Source organism: Bradyrhizobium sp. USDA 4486, from assembly GCF_054057995.1.
This window is the reverse complement of the sequence record NZ_JBSRZV010000001.1, coordinates 7,858,019-7,876,382: the sequence shown is the minus strand read 5'-3', so window position 1 is coordinate 7,876,382 and position 18,364 is coordinate 7,858,019. Positions and strand designations below refer to the sequence as shown.

Sequence of the window (18,364 nt, the reverse complement as noted above, 5' to 3'; positions counted from 1 at the left end):
TAGGGCCGAGGACGATCGGCGACGCACCCGACTCGGGCCGGAGCGCAGCGGAGGACGTCGTTGTGGCGACTTTCTTGTCTCGCGAGGAATGGGCGAAGCCCAGGGGAAGAAAGTCGCATCAACGACGTTGCGGCTCAGACGATCGAGGCGAAGCCGGTCTTTGGCCAGATCAAGCCATCAACGAGGCGACGTGCGTCCGCGTGCTGAACCACAATCTTACGGAGAAGCGTGGCTATCTTGGTTTTGACGAACAAGAGGTCGGAACGATTTGGCGCAGAAAGAGAAACAATCTCCTGCAAAGGGCGGTATCGTCTCTCAAGAACGGATCGAGGTAACACCGCTCCGCCGCGGCTGCGTGGGCTAGGCCGAATGCCGACGGCTGGATTGAGGACTTCCGAGGAGGACTGCCTCTCTCGCGCTCAGGTTTCGAGCATCTCCCGCTCACCACGCCGATTTACGCACACCTGTTCGACGATGAAGGCGGGAAACGATCATCGCTCGGTCAATGCGGCCGTAAGAACTGCTTAGGACGGCTTCTCCACCACCCCGCCCGGCTCCGACGGGCGGGGCTCCGCCAAAACCATCAAGCGCGTCCATGACGTGACGCCAATGCAAACCGCGCCCAGGCAAGCGAAGACCTCACGCCAACCCAGCGAAGGCCCCCCGATCTGGGACAGGGCGACACCACATGATAGCCAGCGGCGGCGGCGGCGGGAACAGCGAATGCCGTCGCGATCGCGATGCGCAAGAGCAATGACCGGGTAATATCGACGGCGACCTGGCCGAGGACGAGCGTCAGCGAACGCCGGCCGTCGCGATAAGCAGCGCGCCAACGAGGCCGGCGCCGCTCTGAAACGCCGCGATCCCGCTACTCAGTGCGACAGGGCATACACTGCGAGCGCGAAAATCGCCCAGCAGAATAGGCCGATGCCGAGTGTCTTGAGAACAAGCCCAAGGGTGAGCATGGTGGTGGCTCCATGTGCACATATCGACCAGTCGCGCCTTCCACCACCACCACGGCGCAACTCTGGATCTGAGAAAGGAGGCGGAGTTGCGGCGTGAGCAATTTCGCCCCGATGGCTTGGAGTCGAGGAGACGGCGCTCACGCGCCGCCGAACCTCCAGACGGGAATGCCGAGCCGCCTTGCCTTGTCGGCGAGATTGTCCTGGATTCCCGTGCCCGGGAAGTGCATGACGCCGATCGGCAGGAGTTCGAGCATGGCATCGTTGCGCTTGAAGGGCGCTGCCTTGGCATGCTTCGTCCAGTCGGGCTTGAAAGCGATCTGGGGCACCTTGCGGGTCGTCGCCCATTTGGAGGCGATCAGTTCGGCCCCTTTCGGCGACCCGCCATGGAGCAGGACCATGTCGGGATGCTTGGCGTGAACCTTATCGAGACGATCCCAGATCAGGTGGTGGTCGTTGAAGTCGAGCCCGCCGGTGAGTGCGATCTTTGGCCCTGACGGCAACAGGACCTCGGTCTCGGCGCGACGCTTGGCCGAGATGAAGTCGCGAGAGTCAATCATAGCTGCGGTCAGCGTGCGGTAGCTCACCAGCGATCCTGATCGGGGGCGCCAGAATGTGCCGGTTTGAGTCTCAAAGCGCTCGATGGCTTGGTCGCGGAAGAGCTCCAGGCAATTGCGGCGCTCGATCAGTGTGATGCCTTCCGCCGTCACGCGCTCAAGTTCGACTGATCGAACTTCGGAGCCGTCCTGCTCGCGCTGGCTCTTCTGCTGCGCCAGTTCGTTGCCGTCGAGTTGGCGTTCGATGCGGTCGACGGCACGATGGAACAGGTTGACAGTCGACCAGAGCAGATCGTCGAGGTCCGGCTCGAGCCGAGTGTCGCTCAACGCCGCGACCAGGGCATCAAAGATGTCAATAACCGCGCCAGCAACGATTTTGCCGTCGGGAAGCGGCCGTGGATCGGGCTGCTCGTCGAACGGGCGGTACCCCAAGAGCTGCAATTCGGTGATAGCGTGGTCGGTCGGAGATATCGCGTACGGCGGTTCAATATCGTCGTGGTCGGTCATCGGGGAGGTCCTTTGCCGAATTGACCGCGACCATCGCGGCCTTCGTGGCGATCACTCAGACGGCAGGCGGAACGGGCCAGAACCCGGAGCAGAGCGGAGGGCCGAAGCGCAGCGAAGGATGGCGAAGACCGGCTATTTTGCTTCGCGATGCAAAGCGCGCTCCCAGATGGCTTATGTGCCTTCGCGTCTCCGGCGCGCGGCGGAAAATAGCCGAACGCAGCCATTGCCGGCCCGAGCCGCTTGCCGTCCGATCGCCCTCTAGAAGGCCGTGGTCGCGTCTCTCCCGGCATTGACCTCGGCCCGACCGATCTCGAAGCCGGTCGAAGCGCCAGGGCTATTCCCCGGCGAGCGCCGGAGAATGCAGGAAGCGCGCGACGTCCTCTGGTACGAGTTGAAGCCGCAGGCGTGCGCGGAGAGCATCAATCCCGAAGATATGCAGATCTTCGTTGAAGTCGCCCAGTCGAGGCGACAGCGGGATCGCTTCAATGCCGATGGCTTCAGCGCACTTGGTAAGGATAGCCTGTACGGCATCTCCGGCAGCATCGTTATCGCGGGCGATGTAGAGCCGACGCAGGCCAGACGGCAGCAACATGGCTGCGAGGTGATTAGCCGAAAGCGCAGCCGCCATCGGCAAGGTCGGCAACGCGTAACGAAGTGACAGCATGGTCTCGATCCCCTCGCCGGCGCCGAGCACGTCATCGACCACACCGAAACGAACGGCGTTGCCGAGCAAGTTTCCCATGGCGCGTCGCGGCGTCTCGATCGGAGCCTTGCCGAGCCGCACGCGATCAAAGCCGTCTGGATCAAGCCAGGTGCGGTGTACGCCAGTGATCTGTCCATCGCGGCCCGTGACGGAGGCTATCATCGCCGGCCAGGTTTCTGTCGGCGAATGCTCGTCCGGTCGATAGTAGCAACGAGGATGGAAGCGCAAGCTGCCACCATGGTTGATGCGGGTTATCCCCCGGCGCTGCAAGTACGTCTCGGCTAGCGTCCCTTCGATTCGGCTGGATATTGCAAAGAGCCGACGGGCAGCTTGCTGCGATCCGGCCACTACACCTGGATGAAGGGGTTTCGGAGCCAGCTGCGGCTCCAGACGAGGCAGTTTCAGAAACCGCCTCGCCTCCTCGGCGACCTCGCGAAAGTCTCGCAACGTCAGACTCTCGCGGATGACGTCGAGGAGATCGCCATGTTCGCCGGTTGCAGCATCGGTCCACTTGCCGGCGGCGCCCTTCGGCGTTTCCTGGAGACGCACGAACAACGAGCGGCCCGGCGTGTTGTGGACGTCGCCGACCACCCAATACCGACCCGCCCGCTTGCCATTGGAGAGATAGTGTCGGCACACCGCCTCGGCCTCGCGCGCGAGGCGGCGTGCCAGTTCGGAAGCATCGTGGGGCATCACGCGGCCTCCCGCGCACTGATGCGCGCCACTGGATAGGTGCCGAGCACCCTCGACAGGATCTCGACGCCGCTCGAGTCCGTAGGCACGAATATGCGGAGCTTCCAGGAGATGATCTCCCCAAAGAGGCCGTAAGCCCGGAGACGGTCGCGCATCGTGAGGTCGCGCGCCAGCACCTCCATGGCCGCGACGCCGCCCTGCTCGATCGCTTCGACGAGCTCGACGCGTGTGGCGAACGGGAAGTCGGCGCCGCCCCAAAGGCCGACGCGTTGGGCATAAGCGAGGTTATGAACCGTGGTGGCCCCGGTCGCTGACACATAAACCACGCGTGCATTCGGCAAGGCGTGCTGAAGCCTCAAGCCCGCGCGCCCCTGCTGAGAGGCCGCCTGGTCGCCGCGCTCGGCCCTGCCTCCGACCGCATTCTGTATGGCGTGGCTCTCGTCGAAGACGATCACTCCGTCGAAGTCCGAGCCCAACCATTCAACGATCTGCCTGACGCGCGAAAGCTTTTCGCCGCGCTCGTCGGTCCGTAGCGTGGCGTAGGTGGTAAATAGGATGCCTTCCGAAAGCCGGATCGGGGTGTCCCGGCTAAATCGGCACAGAGGCGTAACAAGCAATCGCTCCATGCCCAGCGCCGACCAGTCGGGCTGCGCCTCCTCAATCAGCTTGTCGGACTTGCTGATCCAGACCGCCCAGCGGCTGCCCTTGAGCCAGTTGTCGAGCAGGATGCCGGTGACCTGCCGTCCCTTGCCCGCCCCGGTGCCATCCCCCAAGAACCAGCCGCGGCGAAAGCGGATGGCATTCTCCGCGTCGTCGCGCGCGGCAGCCACAACTTCAAAAGTGGCGTCGACCGTCCAGGAGCCCGCGAGAAACTCGGAATGCGCTTCGCCGGCATAGATCACGCTCTCGAGCTGCGCGTTCGACAGAAGTCCATCCGCCACCAGGCTCGATGGCAGGTGCGGACGATAGGTCGGCTTCGGTGGCGCGACGGACGCCATTGCCGCGGACTGCACGAGTATCGTCGGATGCATGCGCGATCCCGGGATATGGATCGACTGCAATCCGTCCTCCCGGTAAAGCGCATCGGTCAGCCGGACGCCTTCCGGCGGCGACCATTCGGCCACCTCGAATGCAAGTTCAACGCCTTCTGGCGCTGCGCTGATCGAAGAGGACGATGAGCGAGGCGCAACGGCGCCGGTCGACCGCGACTTCGCGCGGTGTCTAATGACGTCGACCGCGGCCGCCGTGACGAGGGGTAGCGCAAGGGGGATCGGCGTCGAGAATCGCTGAAGCGCCTGGCTGTCCTCGGAACGCCGCGTATGGGTCGGCAAACAGCTCGCGATCTTCGCGCGCATCGGCAGCATGGCAGCCGTCGCGCCAGCCCTGGCCCGCATGGCCGGTCCGAACTTGCAAAGAAACAGAACGGCTGCCGCCTCGCAGACATCATAGGCGGTCTTCCAGTTCCAGGCGCCGGTCGCGTCGGCGGCGCCGAAGGCAGCCTCCATGGCGCTACGCAGAACAGCGGCATCGATGCGCCGGCCGCGTCCGAGCTCGGCCAGGAGCTGTCGCGCGGCCCTGACAGCAGCGGAGGTAAAAGTTGCAGCGGCGCGCAACGAAAGCGGCGCGGCGGCAGCGCCGCCAGCGAGAGATTCGGTCATGGCAGGATTTCTTTCGGAGAGCAGGAAGGGTCGAACCGCCAGGCGCTCTCCTCTGACCTCGACGGCTCAAACCCTTCCCGGCTCGGCTCTCCCTCTCAGACCTGGGGCATAAAATGGGGACCGGCGCTGCACACAGGTCCCCGAACAATCGCAGGACAGCTTCAGCCGTCCCGCCACATGATGTCACTCAGCCGCATCGAGTTGTCGCGGATCATCATCGCTGACGATTTCCGAATCCTCCTCGTCGGCGAGGGACTCGGGCAGCGGGCCCGCTTCGCCGTCCTGAGCCACTGGTGCCGTATCGGAATCGATCGGACGGAGAGGCTCCGGCAACCAGCCCGAGCAATCCAGAAGACGCTTGGCCTCCTTGGCCATGTCGGCCTTCTTCAGATGATCGATTATTTGCGCCGACGACTCGCCCTTGGCTTCCCGCACGGCCTCCAGAATACGAGACTTGGTGATCCGGCCGAGATAGTTGTCGACAGTCGGTCGCCAGCCAGCCTGCACCATGTCGAGCCCGACCGCGCGCGCCAGCACATCAGCCTGGTCGAGACGCGTGCGAATGCCATGGGCGGAGACGCGGCCCTGATTGTAGCGGTTGGCCGGTTCATAGACGGCGTTGGCCGCAAATGATGCACAGTGGGCGGACAGCGATGCTTGTGCACCACCATCGAGAGCCGTCAGCGCATCCCAAAGATCGTTCTCGCTCTTCGGCAACCGCGCCTTCCAGTCCTCATGCCGCGCCTCGACAGCTTTGGCCGAGATGCTCTCCCTCAGCCCCGGAGCTTGGGTGGGAAAGTTCGGTGTGCGAAGGCTGATCTCAAGACAGGTCCGGACGACGCGAACCGGTAAAAGGACGTCAGCACGAAGTTATGCAGCACTGCTTGGAACGCAATCGCAGGTTTCTCTGCCAACGCATCCCGCAACGCCAGCGTCCGATGCGCCGTCAGCTCGGCGATCAGCCGATCCGGCAGAGGCTTGGCGGCGTCCCCATCATCCTCTTCGGCATCAGCCGCACCACCTGCGACTGCGATGATCGTGCGCTGGACGGAGGGGCCCTCTTCTTGACCCTTGGCCGACGACGTTTCGGCGCCATCAGGATCAGTTGCCTGAATCTCGTCCTCTGGCCGGACGTAACCCCGGTCCACGGGGAGGCGTCCTTCGGAATCGATGCTGATGAAGACACCAGCTCGGGCGATGTCGGTCGCTTCGTAAAGCATCGGCCGGTCTTCAAGTGCGGCCAGTGCCGACTCGATTTCGCCGAGACGTTGATCGACTTCGTCGGGCAATTCGTCGGCATCTTCGAGCTTGGCCTGCTCGGCGCTCAGCGCATCGAAGGTCGCCTGCTCCTCAGGCGAGAGATCGGCAGGTCTGCGCTCGATTTCTCTTAGGCCTTGGGTGTGACCGTAGGGGAACTCACGGCGACCGATATCCACTTCCAACCTTCGGCGGCAATCATCTCAGCCTCGGCTTTGAGGTTTTCGGTTACGAGGCGGTCGAGCAACACGACGTCCTGAAGCCAGCCGCCGTCGTCGTGCTCGAACAGATCCCGCAGAACGCCGCCACCCGCGTGCTGATAGGTATCGAGGCCCACAAACTGCACTCGGCGATCGGACCCGCTCACGATGTTCTCAGTGAGCAGCCGGCGGGTCTGGTAATGCTCGTCATAGCTGGAGCGGCTGACGTTCTCCCAGACTTGCTCCTGGCGCGCGTGCTCGGCTGGGACCGAGAACGCCATGAGCTGCTCGAGCGTCATGCTATCTTCGGCATAGACGTCGTGCAGCTTTGGCGAGACCGACGCCAGGCGCAGGCGCTGCTTGACGATCGCTGGCGCCACGAAATGCCGTGCGGCGATCTCCTCTTCGTTCATGCCGCCATCACGGAGGATCTGGAACGCGCGGAATTGATCGAGTGGATGCAGGCCGATACGCTCGTCGTTTTCCGCGAGCGAGTCGTCCTCAGCGATACCGGCATCCCTGATCACACAGGGGACCGTTTTGGTCTTCGCCATGCGCTTCTGCTTCACTAACAGTTCAAGAGCGCGGTACCGCCGCCCGCCCGCAGGAACCTCGAACATGCCGGTTTCCATGCCGTCGGCATCGACGATGGCACGGGCGCTGAGGCTTTGTAGCAAGGTACGCTGCGCAATGCTCTCGGCCAGTTGCTCGATAGAGACGCCGGCCTTGACCTTGCGAACATTGGACTGGCTCAAGACCAGCTTGTTGAACGGAATGTCCCGGGATGGACTGAGTTTGATCTTCTGAACGGCGCTAGCCATGTCGGATTCTCCGCGACGGGCGGCCGAAAGACTCTCTCGACCTCCAACCCGTCACGAACTGCACCGCCCGTCCTCTCACTCTCTGAGGCCCCGCCGCGAAGGCAGCCGAAACAGCCGGCGGACGCATTAGGCGGCCTCCTCGTCGCCCTCGTCGAAGTAGGCGATCGGCCGTTGCTGAAAGCCGAGCAGGAAATCGGCGGCCTTCGACGCCGCGCTCGCCGCCCGTACAACTGCGCGGTTGTCTTCACGCAGCACCTCCAGCCAGGAGCCGATATAGTCGGCGTGGCGCACGGTCGGCACGATGCCAAGTGAAGCGCAGACGAACGCACCTGCCATCTCGGCGACCAGTTCCTCGCGCGCGTAAGATTTGGAGCCGAACGAGCCCGAGAGGTCACGACCAAGCCGGGAAGCAGCTCCGCTCCAATGCGACAGTTCGTGGAACGCGGTCCGATGCCAGTTGATCGGCTCGAAATACGCTGCCGGCGGCGGCACCTGCACAAAATCGCTGGTCATATTGTAGTAAGCGCGCACCCCGCCAATGCGGAAGTCGGCGCCGGTTGCGGCGATCAGCGCTTCCGCCTGCGGTTCGATCTGATCCGGTGGCGGCGGGACGACCGAGCCAGCAACGTCCTCGGGTAAGCCGGCGCATTGCTCAATGTTGAAAACGGTGAAGCGCTTGAGAAACGGAATCGTGCCCGGCTCCTCTCCGGTCTCTGCGGTACGCCGACGCTCGTCCTCGGGAATGAAGCGATCCGCGTAGACAACGGTCGTACCTCGCTCTCCCTTCCTGACATGGCCGCCGAGCCCGAGCGCCTGACGAAAGGTCAGCCAGCTCTGGCTGGAGAAGCCGCACTCAAAAACGGCACCCCACAAAATCAGCACGTTAATTCCGGAATAATTGCGTAGCGTCGAAGCATTGCGCGGCATGGCGAGCGGCGCCTTGATCGCCGCCGTTCCCCATGGCTGCACCCAAGGGATACGGCCCGCCTCCAGTTCTGCGATGATCTTGTCGGTGATTTCAGTGTAAAGGCTCGCCCGGCCATCGCCAACGCGAGCTCGTGTGTGTCTGGACATCGCGGCTCTCCGCGACAGGCGCCGGAAGCCTCTCTCCCGACCTTTGACCTGTCACGACGAACCCGGTCCGCACTCTCACTCTCAATCTCGATGGCAGCGCACAGCTGGAAGAGAGTTGCACACGCGGTAGAGTTCAAACCGAGTGGGCCACGTGTCGGCCCGTCTTTATAACCTTCGGCTCGATGCCGAAGATCATGAATCGCGCCGCGCCCTACCCGTCTGACGGCCCGCGACGTCTGAGCGGCGAGGTGGTGGAGGGGGAAGCTTTGTGCCTGAGGTGCTCGTCTCCCGTCATTAATATAGAAGAGAAGCGTGTGGGCGGAGCGAAGCGGAGACCACTAAGGGTCGCGAGACCCGGCTAAGAGGCACCCGCAGGAGGGTCAGCATAGCGCCGACGCGTAGCGGCGGGACCCGGGACCGAGTGCAGTCGCGAGACCGGTTAAAAAGGCACCCGACCCGAAGGGCAGTGATAGCGACGCCGGCATGCAATGACGGCGGGCCCGAGGGCGAGTGCCTCCGGCGAGCGACTCAATGCGGATTTACGTCGCCTTGGTATCAATTTTGCTTTTGTGATAACGTCTCACTCGTGTGCATGTCTATGCACGGCGTGGGCATGTTCACTGAGAGCCAATTCTTAAAGAGGACGACATGGCCAAGAAAGCGAAGAAGGCAAAGAAGACCGCGAAGGCAGCTACCAAGAAGGTGGCAAAGAAGACTTCAAAGAAAAAGAAGTAATCGTATCGGCGACTGATATATTGCCGCCTCCGGGTCGCAACCCGGATGAAAAGCGAGACCTTCCAAAGGATATGAAGCGTCCTTTGCAGCCGTTTGGTATCGCGGCACGCTAAGCTAAGGCCGGACCTTTGTGCAGGTGGCTGCTGCATAAAGGTCCGGTTTTTCGTTTCTGCCCCGCGGGGGCGCGATCTGCTCGTGCGCGAGGGATCGAAGCCGCAAGGCGTGCGCCGTTGAGGCGTGGAGAAGAAGGGAGTGTTCGAAAGAATGGAGCCTGCTGGTTATGGCTCTTACTTGCCCGGCTTACCGGTGTCGGAAACGACTGAAACTCCGAAAGGAGAACGGGACCAAAGCATGCCGGGAAACGTCTCGAAATCGAGCGCCGCAGCCTGATGGAGAGCACAGAGTAAGGTGTGCATGGTGAAAGCTGTATTGCCTGAATCCCAGTTTCCAGTTGCCAAAGGGCTGGCCGTAGCGAACGCGGCTGACACGCTATGCCACGCGGGGCAGATCGCACCGGCCAGTGCGATCCGCCACCAGTCCGCGTGGGACGACCACTATCCGTGGGTCAAGGAGACGAAGGGGACACCTAAACACACCGCAACTTCCTACACACGCAACTACGGGATCGCCTGCAGCAGGCTCTTTCAAGAACCTGTATGGCGACGGAGCCGTCATAGTACTCAAATGCCCGGCGTAATGGCTGGGACAGCCACCGCAAGGTGGACGATCATGCGTATAAGGCCGGGTGACCGGACCGAAAGCGCCTCCGATCGGGGGAAGGACGATGCCGCTAAAAACGGCATTTGCAGTATGCGTAGAAGAGATTCTTCGACGGAGAGGTTCTGCTGATGCAGGCCGCTACCATCCAGAGAAGAATTGAATCACTGCCGACTTTGTCGCGGTCGGGTAAGCGCGTAAATGGCCTTCACCGCCTGATGAGATCTCCGCATCTCTTCGAGTGGGCCTACGAAAAGGTCTCCCGCAACAAGGGAGCCCTGACGCCCGGTGTAGATGGCAAGACCTTCGACGGCATGTCGCTGGCGAAGCTCGCTGACATCGCCAGGCGCGTAGCGGATGGCACTTATCGCTTCCGACCAGTCCGGCGGGTCTATATCCCAAAGGACAACGGCAAAACACGACCGCTGGGTATCCCAACGGTGGAAGACCGGCTCGTTCAGGAGGCGGTCAGGATTCTGCTCGAGGCGATCTACGAACCTGTGTTCCTCGATGAGTCGCATGGGTTCCGCCCGAGACGATCCTGTCATACCGCACTCAAGTCCATCAAGAAGACCTGGACGGGCTGCAAGTGGCTGGTCGAAGTGGATGTGCGTGGGTTCTTCGACAACATCGACCATGACATTCTTCTTGGGCTTCTAAAGAATCGGATCGATGACGATAGGTTCATCGCTCTGATCGAAGGAATGCTCAAAGCAGGTTACATGGAAGATTGGGTCTACGGACGCACTTACAGTGGCACGCCACAGGGCGGCGTTGTCTCGCCCCTGCTCGCTAACATCTATCTGCACGAGCTGGACCAGCACATGCAGACGATGAAGGCGGACTTCGACAAAGGCCGCGACCGACGTCCATTCCCGCGCTACGCGGCGCTGGAACGGCGCGTCCTCAGTCTCCGCCGGAAAATTGAACGGCTCCGTGCCGACGGCGCGGAACAGGCCGAGATCGACGCTGCATTTGCAGAGATCAAAGCCGTCAACAAGGAGAGACGGAAAGTGCCGTCCGTCGATCCTATGGACCCCAACTTCAAAAGGCTCCGTTACTGCCGCTACGCCGACGACTTCCTCATCGGCGTAATCGGGAGCAAGCGGGAAGCGTGTGAGATCATGGCTCGCGTCGAACAGTTCCTGACGCAGGCCTTGAAGCTCGCCGTATCGCCCGAGAAAAGTGGAGTTCATGCCGCTTCAAAGGGAGTGACCTTCCTCAGCTATCGCATCTCGACATACACATCCTATGGGGCTGGACGCAAATCCAACCGCACGGGGCCGGATGGGCGGGCATGGCGCGTGGTACGCCGGCCGACCACCGGTAATGTCAGTTTGCGAGTGCCGCGCAGGGAGGTTACCGCGTTCTGCAAGCGACACGGCTATGGCGATCTCACCAGAAAGACCGGCCGTCCTCGCGAGCAGTTCTTGGTCACAAGCGATGTCGCAACCGTCCTCGCCTATAACTCAGAGTTCCGTGGTTTTGCGAACTACCATTCGTTTGCCGATGACTTCAAAAGCGCCTTGGGACTGTTGGAGCTTGTTGTGTTCCGCAGCCTTGTGAAGACGCTCGCGATGCGACATCGGACGACGAGAGCGAGAACCATGGCACGTCTGTGGAAGGGTACGGACTACGAAGTCAGCTCCGTGGTCCGTGGTAAACTTCGCAGTATCAAGCTGTGGAGACTGAAGCATCTGACCCAGACCTACTGGACGAGTCCTGTGGTGGACTACGTCACGGCAGGGGCGTGGTGGGTCAAAAGCCCAAATGATCTGATCGATCGCCTCAACGCTCGCAGGTGCGAAGCGTGCGGTGATAGGACCGGACCATTTGAGATGCATCACCTCCGCCGCGTTGGAGACCTGCGAGGCGGATCGCTGACGGTTTGGAAACAGTCCGGTTGGCGGCGCAAGACCATCGTCCTGTGTCCGTCATGCCGCGCAACAGTCTCCGGTCGAGCGCATGCGCGTATGGAAAGCCGTGTGCATTGAAAAGTGCCCGCACGGTTTGGGGGGAGGCGTAGGGATATCCTCGACGAGGTATCCCGCGCCTACCCTACCGAGACGCAAAGCGGCTCGGTTCACGAGAGCCCGGTGCGGCCCTGGCCGCACGCGCACGCCAAGGCCGATCGCCGACCTCCGGCGACACGGCTACAGCTCTCGCAGCGAGCCCGCCATGCGTCCGAGAGCCTGAATGTGTAACCTTTGCTCGATCACCACCAATCAGGCCGCGATCAGCGCGCTGTCCCGCATCGTCAACCTATACGTCAGCAACCTGTCGCCGAAGCCCGACGTCTTACGAAAATCCCGCGCTTTAATTCGACGCGCGTCGCTTACCGGACTCAAGGATTTCAGTCCTCGCCAAATACCTAGTGTTCGGCATCCGTTGGCCGTATGGTTCCATGCATGGACCTGCGGCTGATCCGAGAACACCTTGCTCAAGCTGAGCGCCACGTTGCGCTCAGCGATAAGCATATCGCCCGTCAGATCGAAATCATTGATGGACTGGAACGTTCCGGCCGCTCGACCGACTTAGCCTTGGACCTACTCGCCACGTTTCGGCTGCTTCGGGCTTCTCATGTCGAGCACAGAGATACGATCCGCAGAGAATTGGGGATCTAATCTGCTCGGTTGGCGCGCGACCTTGATATGCGTCAAGCGCAACGAAATTGCGCAGCAGACCGTAAGGTATGCCCCACTCCGACCAACAGACCGATAACAGGGATGTCAGACCCTCGCCCTTATCCGAGGCGCGCCGGGTAATCGAGGAGTACGCCGCCGAGCTGCGTGAGATCATCAAGAAGCTCCGCGGCAAGTTGCATTAGGGCCACGGTGAGCGGAATCCTTCATCCGATCCAAGAGGCTTCCTTTCAGGTGGTGTTCGATCGCTTCTGGAACAGCGAACGTCGCGGCCGGGCAGATCCTGGCTTTTTTCACAGGCAATACGGAACACGGGGACAAACTCCAGTCCCGCGGATCGCGAATCCCTGACCCGTGCTAACCGCCCGGAACGAGCAGGGGGGCGGAAGGATTCGTCCGCAGGAGCGATCTCGATGCTGATGACGAAGGAACGACGACCGGCGATCAGGACGCTGCGCGGCTGGGCGATCCAAGTGCTGCAGGAGGCAGGCGCCGTCCGCGAGTGCGAGGAGCACGGGTGGATGCAGGACCGTGGGGACCCGCACGCGCGCGAGCGAGCCTTCGACATCGCACGTCAGGATTCGCCGACCGGCTTGTCTCCGGAGGAGGCTGTCGCCGAGATCCGCGATGTTCTGGATTCGATCGGCGATTCCTGTCCGGAGTGCGCCTCCGACGACTAGGCCGTCTCTTCTCGCGGCTCGCGGCCGAACGATGCCCGCAGACGAGTGAGTTCGAGCCAACGCCAATGCGGCGTTGATCCATCTCTGCCGTTCGGCTCCATCGGCTTGCGCGGCGAGCTTCATCGCCGCCAGCGCCTCACGCTCGGGGTCGTACTCGACGTTCATGGGCTGAAATATAATCGCGGATGGTAAACGATCCCGGAGCGCTCGAACCGTAGGAATCCGGGGTCATGAAGGCTGATGTCTCCCCAAGTCTCCGGAAGCGTCAGGCCATCCTGTGGAGCATCGGGCCCTGGGTCGGCATGGTCGCTCCGATCAAAGCGGCACGCCGATTCGGACTACTACCTGCTGCGAAGTGACAGGCTGATGCGCCTGACGATGTCGTCCCAATCGTGCTCCTCGCTGGCAGGATAATTGATCAGCACGCAATGAACCATCTGGCCGACGAAGTTGCAGCGGTCGTACCAGACCTTGTCGCCCTTGTAGCTGGAGACTGCGAAGAAGCGACGCGTCACTCGCTTGTACTGAATGCGCGACGGTGGACCCTTCTTGGCGAGGAAGGCAGCCGGCGAATCCTTGGCGACGTTGGGGGCTGCTTGTATCGTAATGTCGGCGCGGCCGTCGGCGGTCCGGAAGCGCTGGCCATATCCGTCCGGTCGGCCCGCCTCCTCGGTGAATATCGAGGACGGGAAATCGACCGAGGTGCCGGTCTGAGGGATGCTGTAGGTCGTCCATCTGACCGGTTGCGCCGAGACCGCCGATGCGGAGGCTGCGAATGCAAATGCGATCGCCCGTGCCGTCGCTCTCATTGAAATCTCCTCCAACCTTCCCCAGCATTGCGCTGCTTGCCATTGGGGAAAGCTGGACGACCAACTCCGTTCCCATAGACAGGCTATCGAAGAACTACAGAGGTCCGTCTTCCTCGACCGGGGCGTTAGACTCGAGCCACGTCAGAGCGGTCTCGATCTTGGCGAGCAACCTCTCGATTTCTTCGCGCTCGTTCGGACCCGGATCGTTCTCCAGCCGTTCGATCAGCTGTTGCTTTTGCGCAAGCAGGTTCGCCACTGTCGACATCGCACGTCCTCCAGCAGGCTTCCTCAAGGTGGTGCGCCGGCGTGCCTCGTTCTATTGGCGCGGTCGTCTCACTCAGAAGATTCCGAGGAGGGCAAAAACCGCAACTTCGCCGACGAAGGCGATGGTCATGACGGCGACCGTGAGAACCATGTCGCCGATTGGCATGCTGGACATTGGCCGCGCCTCCCGTTGCAGCCCCTGACCTGAATTCATGAGGGCATGAAAAAGTTTCGGTTCCGGAAGGCCGGTTGCGGAGTATAGCGTCCGCGTGGGGCAGGAATCGAGCGGGGGCGCTGGATGCGATTCCTTGAACTATCATGCTGGTGCGTGACCGCGGTAGGTCTGGTTGCCATGGTCACGGTCGTTGCCCTGTTCTGAAGCGGGAGCGACACGCTCTCTCAGGGAGCGGCCTGTCCCTTGTTGAGAAGCTGCGAGACGGCGGTAACGAGCTGGGCGGGCGCGAACGGCTTGGTGAGCAGAATGCTGTTGGGCACTCCCGAGGCTCGCCCATTCGTCGGCGGCCATGCCGGTCATGTAGACGACGGGAAACTCCGGATCCGGCTCGCGAACAAGACGCGCGAGGTCCCAGCCGCTCGTCTTGCCCTTCAAGTTCACGTCCGCGACCAGTGCCCGGAATTCGTAGACGCCGCTTTTCAGAACGGTCGCGGCTTCTTCCGCCGACGACAGGATCTGCGGCCGGAAGCCAGCTTCGGTCAGCGCCTCCTCCAGCATTTCCTGGATCTGGTAGTCGTCCTCGGCGACGAGGATGGTGAGAGATTGGGTCAACTTGCGCCCTGCCTAGATGTCGACTCTACGCAGCGCGGATGACCAGGTTCCCTTGGAACTGTTCAAAAGTGAACATTGCGGAGGCGGGACCAAAACGATTTCTTGGCCGCGGCCCCGGCCCTCGCGCGGTGGCCGCGCGTGCCGCGCTCGGCGAGTTCCCCCTACGGGATAAAGGTCTCACGCCGGCTCCATTGCCAATTCCGACGTCTATCCCGACTACGACTCTTGCTCCCTCGGCCTGTCCAGATCGCGCAGACGCTCGATCAAGGATTCCAGAAAATCGGGCAGCTGCGGATCTGGGACGACATTCGAACGAAGGCGGTCGCCAATCTCACGAACGATCGCAAGGGTGTGGCGGTGATCCAGATCGACTGAGTTTTCCATGGCGTAACCTCGACGGAAAAACTTCGGTAGGACCGAATAGTTACGCCGGCGGGCGCTTCTATCACTCACTACGAGCGGCGAGGCCTCCTCGCCGCCCCTTGCGGCGCCTGTGACCAAGAGAACTGTGCTCGCTATTCGCTACTGCGCAGGCCGGAACAGGCCTGCAATTAGCGAGGCTTCGCCCGAACTCGGACGCGCAGACCGGCGTCGAGCCGTTCATAGGTGATCTCCCCCTCGAGCTGTTCGGTGAGAAGCTGGACGATGCGCGAGCCAAGTCCTCCCGGCTCGCCGGGGGCCAAAAGTCCAACCCCGTTGTCGGAGACTAGGAGTTCTATGCCATCGGCCTTAGAGAGCTCGATGGTGACGTGACCCGCAGCCTCGTTCGGAAAAGCGTACTTGAGCGCGTTGGTGACGAGCTCGTTGGCGATGATGCCGATCGCGAGCGCTTGGTTGTGCGGCAAGGAAAAGTCGCCGCAAACCACCTGGAAGGCGACGGGCCCAGATGGTGACAGAGACTGGAAGACCTTTTCGACGACGTCGTTCAGGAAGTATCGCATGTTGACCGAGCGGGAGTCCTGCTTGACCGAGAGGTGGTCGTAGACCTCGGCCATCACCTGCAGCCTCCGTGCGGTCGCCTCAAGCGCGGCGGCGGCCTCGGGTCCACCGTGCCTCGCCTCCAGCCGGATCATCCCGCCGAGGATCGCCAGGTTGTTCTTGGTCCGGTGCGCCATCTCCTGCAGCAGCAGGGCTTTGGTCTTGTCGGCCAGCATCACGCGCCGAAGCTCCGTCCGCTGGAATTCGGCGACGGTGGCGGTACCAGCCGCGGTGATGGCGAAGAGCGAATTCGTGGCCAGGAAATCAAGGCCGACCCGACCCGCGTAGCTGACGTAGGCCCCGACCCCCACGGCAATCACGGCGGCGAAGATTCCCGAGCCCCGATCGAAGATCAGACCGGACAGGAACACTCCGGGAAGCAACAGGAAGTACCCCGGCGCGCCCGTCTGCATCTGAAGCGCGATCTGCAGGACGGCGCAGACGAGCATGATGCAGGCCGAGATGCCGTACCGGACGAGAATCGGAAGCCGATGCTCCAGTACAAGCGGATATAGCCTGTTCATGGATTTGAAATCGCCGACGGAAAGGTGAAGTTCCCTCGCTCGTGCAGCAGTTCGGGACGTCGGTCGCCTAAGCCGACGTCTGCGAGGCATTGTCGCATAGACCACGGGAAGTTGAGATGCCTCAAAGCGAACCAATGCACCGGTCGTATAGTTGATTCCATACCGAGCGGCATGCGAGCGTCGGTGCTGTTACGGTTGCGGAGACCCGGACTCCTAGGCACTCCGGGCTCCGCTCCCAGTTTGCGACCGAGGCGACTTGCGACCGAGGCGACCGCACTATGCCGTGACCAGGCCGACGCTGCGCGTCTGGGCGGAGCAGACCGCATTCGGACTCAAGAACTCGCTGAAGAGGCGCGGCTATCGCTCGAACGAGGGCAGCGACGGCAGGCCGAGTTCTGGTTCAGAGACTTCGAGACCGCGCTCGACGACGAACTCGCGTTCCTGCGGACCGAGATCTACATGCAAGACGTTGAGCCAACCGTGCAGAGGCTGACCGCATTTACACGATTGTCCGGACGCATCTGAGACGACCTACCGGCCGAGACGCTTCTCGACGCGCTTGCGGGAATTGCCGACCTTCTTGACGGCCTTCTTCACCGCAGAGGCCGAGCGCCCGGTCTTCTTCGCTTCATACCGGACTTCGTAGTCCTGCCCTTTCGCGACCCGGGCGCGATCCTGTTTGCGTCCACGCGCGGTCTTCTTCTTCGTTGCGGCCATCGGCTCCTCCTCTTAGAAGAATGCAACGCTCCAGGGATTCGCGGGTTCCGTGCGAGCTATAGCCGCGGGTCAGTGGCCACAAGAACGGCCGTGGACTATGGGAGCCCAGCCGTCGAGCAACAGGCCGTCCCAGAACGTGTCCATCGAGTTCATGCCGGATGTCCGGGATCGACGTCCTTGGGCGTCTTCTTCTCCCGCTGAGGTGTCATCGTCGCCGGACTTTCCTTGCCGGGTACGCCGCGCGGACCCAGCTGATCGCGTTGAATGTCGTCCTCGGAGCGCTGGGGCTCCACGCCATTCATCGGCTTCGTAGTCATCATTCCATCCGAGCCTTCTCTTTCAGGTCGCGGATTTGGATCTCAGCCTCTTCATTCGAGGTGACAATCTCCGACTCATCCGGCACCCGTGCGATCGCGCTGAGCCTCTTGAGCTCGGCGAGTTGTTCTGCCGTTGGTTTTTCCATCTTCGAATCCTTGACCGCCTGCACGACGGCCTCGTCGAGCACATCCAGCAGCTGGTTTATGGTTTGCTCGCAATCTCTGGGGCCAGGCTCGACATACCGGGCCAGGATGCCCTGAGCGTCTTCCAAGGCCTTCGCAACTCGCCGTTCCGGATCCATGACCGGTACTCCAGATACTCTGAGGCAAACGCGGCTATGAACGGCGCGTTCCTTTGCTCAGCCCCTTGAACGAGCTGGCCCGCAGGAGTCCTTCGGAGGTGATGTCGCGGTACTCGATGTCGGCAAAGAACTTGGGTTCGACCCAGGTGGCCTTCGGTTTCCTGATGGTCTTGGTCAACTTCTGCTTGGGGCTGACGACGGTATCGAGCGCCTTGCGGATCTGCGCCGAGGTGGTCCGGCTCCATCCCGTGCCGACCTTTCCCATGTAGACGAGGTCCTTACCTTCCTGCTTACCCAGATTGCGTGTTTCGGCAATTTCCGGACACCGATTTCGGTAATTCGCGGACAGCGATTTCAGTAATTTCGGGACAGGGATTCCGCTAAATCGCGGACAGTTGCGGGAGGTTGGTTTTCGGGAGCGCCGTTCAGGCAATGTTCTCTCTCAAGCTGAGTTTGAGAG

General features: G+C 61.9%; 15 protein-coding genes and 2 pseudogenes. 3 read left to right on the top strand and 14 right to left on the bottom strand.

The features are described 5' to 3' along the window. Positions 1 to 1,102: 1,102 nt before the first annotated feature. From ACVWY3_RS37150 to ACVWY3_RS37130, 5 genes and pseudogenes are all read right to left on the bottom strand, one after another. Complete coding sequence (locus ACVWY3_RS37150; RefSeq protein ID WP_456837109.1) at positions 1,103 to 2,026, bottom strand: DUF2493 domain-containing protein; 924 nt, start codon at positions 2,024 to 2,026, stop codon at positions 1,103 to 1,105. A 334-nt stretch (positions 2,027 to 2,360) separates the two neighbouring features. After that, positions 2,361 to 3,422 carry a DUF7146 domain-containing protein gene (locus tag ACVWY3_RS37145; protein WP_456842877.1) on the bottom strand — a complete coding sequence of 354 codons (1,062 nt, stop codon included), beginning with the start codon at positions 3,420 to 3,422 and terminating at the stop codon, positions 2,361 to 2,363. 98 nt (positions 3,423 to 3,520) lie between these two features. Further along, a pseudogene (locus tag ACVWY3_RS37140) lies at positions 3,521 to 5,080 on the bottom strand (strawberry notch family protein); the annotation flags it as partial. Between the two features lie 183 nt (positions 5,081 to 5,263). Further along, positions 5,264 to 7,358, bottom strand: a pseudogene (locus tag ACVWY3_RS37135) (ParB/RepB/Spo0J family partition protein). Between the two features lie 126 nt (positions 7,359 to 7,484). After that, positions 7,485 to 8,432, bottom strand: a complete 948-nt coding sequence (locus tag ACVWY3_RS37130) for an ArdC family protein (RefSeq protein WP_456842876.1) — start codon at positions 8,430 to 8,432, stop codon at positions 7,485 to 7,487. A 1,583-nt stretch (positions 8,433 to 10,015) separates the two neighbouring features. Between ACVWY3_RS37130 and ACVWY3_RS37125 the strand changes: the two genes are divergently transcribed. The 3 genes from ACVWY3_RS37125 (at position 10,016) to ACVWY3_RS37115 (ending at position 13,206) form a co-directional block, all read left to right on the top strand. Beyond that, positions 10,016 to 11,878, top strand: coding sequence for a reverse transcriptase domain-containing protein (locus ACVWY3_RS37125; RefSeq protein WP_456837107.1), 1,863 nt, complete (start codon positions 10,016 to 10,018; stop codon positions 11,876 to 11,878). Between the two features lie 414 nt (positions 11,879 to 12,292). Continuing rightward, the gene (locus ACVWY3_RS37120) at positions 12,293 to 12,508 is read left to right on the top strand and encodes a hypothetical protein (RefSeq protein ID WP_456842875.1); all 216 of its coding nucleotides are present in this window, start codon (positions 12,293 to 12,295) and stop codon (positions 12,506 to 12,508) included. A 431-nt stretch (positions 12,509 to 12,939) separates the two neighbouring features. Further along, positions 12,940 to 13,206, top strand: coding sequence for a hypothetical protein (locus ACVWY3_RS37115; RefSeq protein ID WP_456842874.1), 267 nt, complete (start codon positions 12,940 to 12,942; stop codon positions 13,204 to 13,206). 341 nt (positions 13,207 to 13,547) lie between these two features. Here the strand turns inward: ACVWY3_RS37115 and ACVWY3_RS37110 are convergent, their stop codons facing one another. The 9 genes from ACVWY3_RS37110 to ACVWY3_RS37070 all read right to left on the bottom strand — a co-directional run bounded on the left by ACVWY3_RS37110 (position 13,548) and on the right by ACVWY3_RS37070 (position 18,337). Next, positions 13,548 to 14,015: a hypothetical protein gene (locus ACVWY3_RS37110; protein ID WP_456842873.1), complete on the bottom strand. Its 468-nt coding sequence runs from the start codon at positions 14,013 to 14,015 to the stop codon at positions 13,548 to 13,550. Between the two features lie 94 nt (positions 14,016 to 14,109). Further along, positions 14,110 to 14,271, bottom strand: coding sequence for a hypothetical protein (locus ACVWY3_RS37105; protein ID WP_456843588.1), 162 nt, complete (start codon positions 14,269 to 14,271; stop codon positions 14,110 to 14,112). A 324-nt stretch (positions 14,272 to 14,595) separates the two neighbouring features. After that, positions 14,596 to 15,066 (bottom strand): response regulator, encoded by a 471-nt coding sequence (locus tag ACVWY3_RS37100; protein ID WP_456842872.1) that lies wholly within the window; start codon positions 15,064 to 15,066, stop codon positions 14,596 to 14,598. Positions 15,067 to 15,282: 216 nt separating this feature from the next. Beyond that, positions 15,283 to 15,450 (bottom strand): hypothetical protein, encoded by a 168-nt coding sequence (locus ACVWY3_RS37095; RefSeq protein ID WP_456842871.1) that lies wholly within the window; start codon positions 15,448 to 15,450, stop codon positions 15,283 to 15,285. 167 nt (positions 15,451 to 15,617) lie between these two features. Further along, entirely contained in the window at positions 15,618 to 16,568 is a 951-nt protein-coding gene (locus tag ACVWY3_RS37090; protein ID WP_456842870.1) for a sensor histidine kinase, read from the bottom strand. A gap of 531 nt (positions 16,569 to 17,099) precedes the next feature. Beyond that, on the bottom strand, positions 17,100 to 17,285 hold the full coding sequence (locus ACVWY3_RS37085; protein ID WP_456842869.1) for a DUF3606 domain-containing protein: 186 nt from the start codon (positions 17,283 to 17,285) through the stop codon (positions 17,100 to 17,102). A 149-nt stretch (positions 17,286 to 17,434) separates the two neighbouring features. After that, on the bottom strand, positions 17,435 to 17,602 hold the full coding sequence (locus ACVWY3_RS37080) for a hypothetical protein (protein ID WP_456842868.1): 168 nt from the start codon (positions 17,600 to 17,602) through the stop codon (positions 17,435 to 17,437). After that, positions 17,602 to 17,904, bottom strand: coding sequence for a hypothetical protein (locus ACVWY3_RS37075; RefSeq protein WP_456842867.1), 303 nt, complete (start codon positions 17,902 to 17,904; stop codon positions 17,602 to 17,604). The genes ACVWY3_RS37080 and ACVWY3_RS37075 overlap by 1 nt, the downstream gene beginning before the upstream one ends. A 34-nt stretch (positions 17,905 to 17,938) precedes the next feature. Beyond that, positions 17,939 to 18,337: an ATP dependent DNA ligase gene (locus ACVWY3_RS37070; RefSeq protein ID WP_456842866.1), complete on the bottom strand. Its 399-nt coding sequence runs from the start codon at positions 18,335 to 18,337 to the stop codon at positions 17,939 to 17,941. Positions 18,338 to 18,364: the final 27 nt, after the last annotated feature.

What these genes read in the sequence shown, in the direction of transcription:
- ACVWY3_RS37150 (WP_456837109.1), bottom strand. Translation starts at nt 2,026, where the DNA reads ATGACCGACCACGACGATATTGAACCGCCGTACGCGATATCTCCGACC.
- ACVWY3_RS37145 (WP_456842877.1), bottom strand. Translation starts at nt 3,422, where the DNA reads ATGCCCCACGATGCTTCCGAACTGGCACGCCGCCTCGCGCGCGAGGCC.
- ACVWY3_RS37130 (WP_456842876.1), bottom strand. Translation starts at nt 8,432, where the DNA reads ATGTCCAGACACACACGAGCTCGCGTTGGCGATGGCCGGGCGAGCCTT.
- ACVWY3_RS37125 (WP_456837107.1), top strand. Translation starts at nt 10,016, where the DNA reads ATGCAGGCCGCTACCATCCAGAGAAGAATTGAATCACTGCCGACTTTG.
- ACVWY3_RS37120 (WP_456842875.1), top strand. Translation starts at nt 12,293, where the DNA reads ATGGACCTGCGGCTGATCCGAGAACACCTTGCTCAAGCTGAGCGCCAC.
- ACVWY3_RS37115 (WP_456842874.1), top strand. Translation starts at nt 12,940, where the DNA reads ATGCTGATGACGAAGGAACGACGACCGGCGATCAGGACGCTGCGCGGC.
- ACVWY3_RS37110 (WP_456842873.1), bottom strand. Translation starts at nt 14,015, where the DNA reads ATGAGAGCGACGGCACGGGCGATCGCATTTGCATTCGCAGCCTCCGCA.
- ACVWY3_RS37095 (WP_456842871.1), bottom strand. Translation starts at nt 15,450, where the DNA reads ATGGAAAACTCAGTCGATCTGGATCACCGCCACACCCTTGCGATCGTT.
- ACVWY3_RS37090 (WP_456842870.1), bottom strand. Translation starts at nt 16,568, where the DNA reads ATGAACAGGCTATATCCGCTTGTACTGGAGCATCGGCTTCCGATTCTC.
- ACVWY3_RS37085 (WP_456842869.1), bottom strand. Translation starts at nt 17,285, where the DNA reads ATGGCCGCAACGAAGAAGAAGACCGCGCGTGGACGCAAACAGGATCGC.
- ACVWY3_RS37080 (WP_456842868.1), bottom strand. Translation starts at nt 17,602, where the DNA reads ATGACTACGAAGCCGATGAATGGCGTGGAGCCCCAGCGCTCCGAGGAC.
- ACVWY3_RS37075 (WP_456842867.1), bottom strand. Translation starts at nt 17,904, where the DNA reads ATGGATCCGGAACGGCGAGTTGCGAAGGCCTTGGAAGACGCTCAGGGC.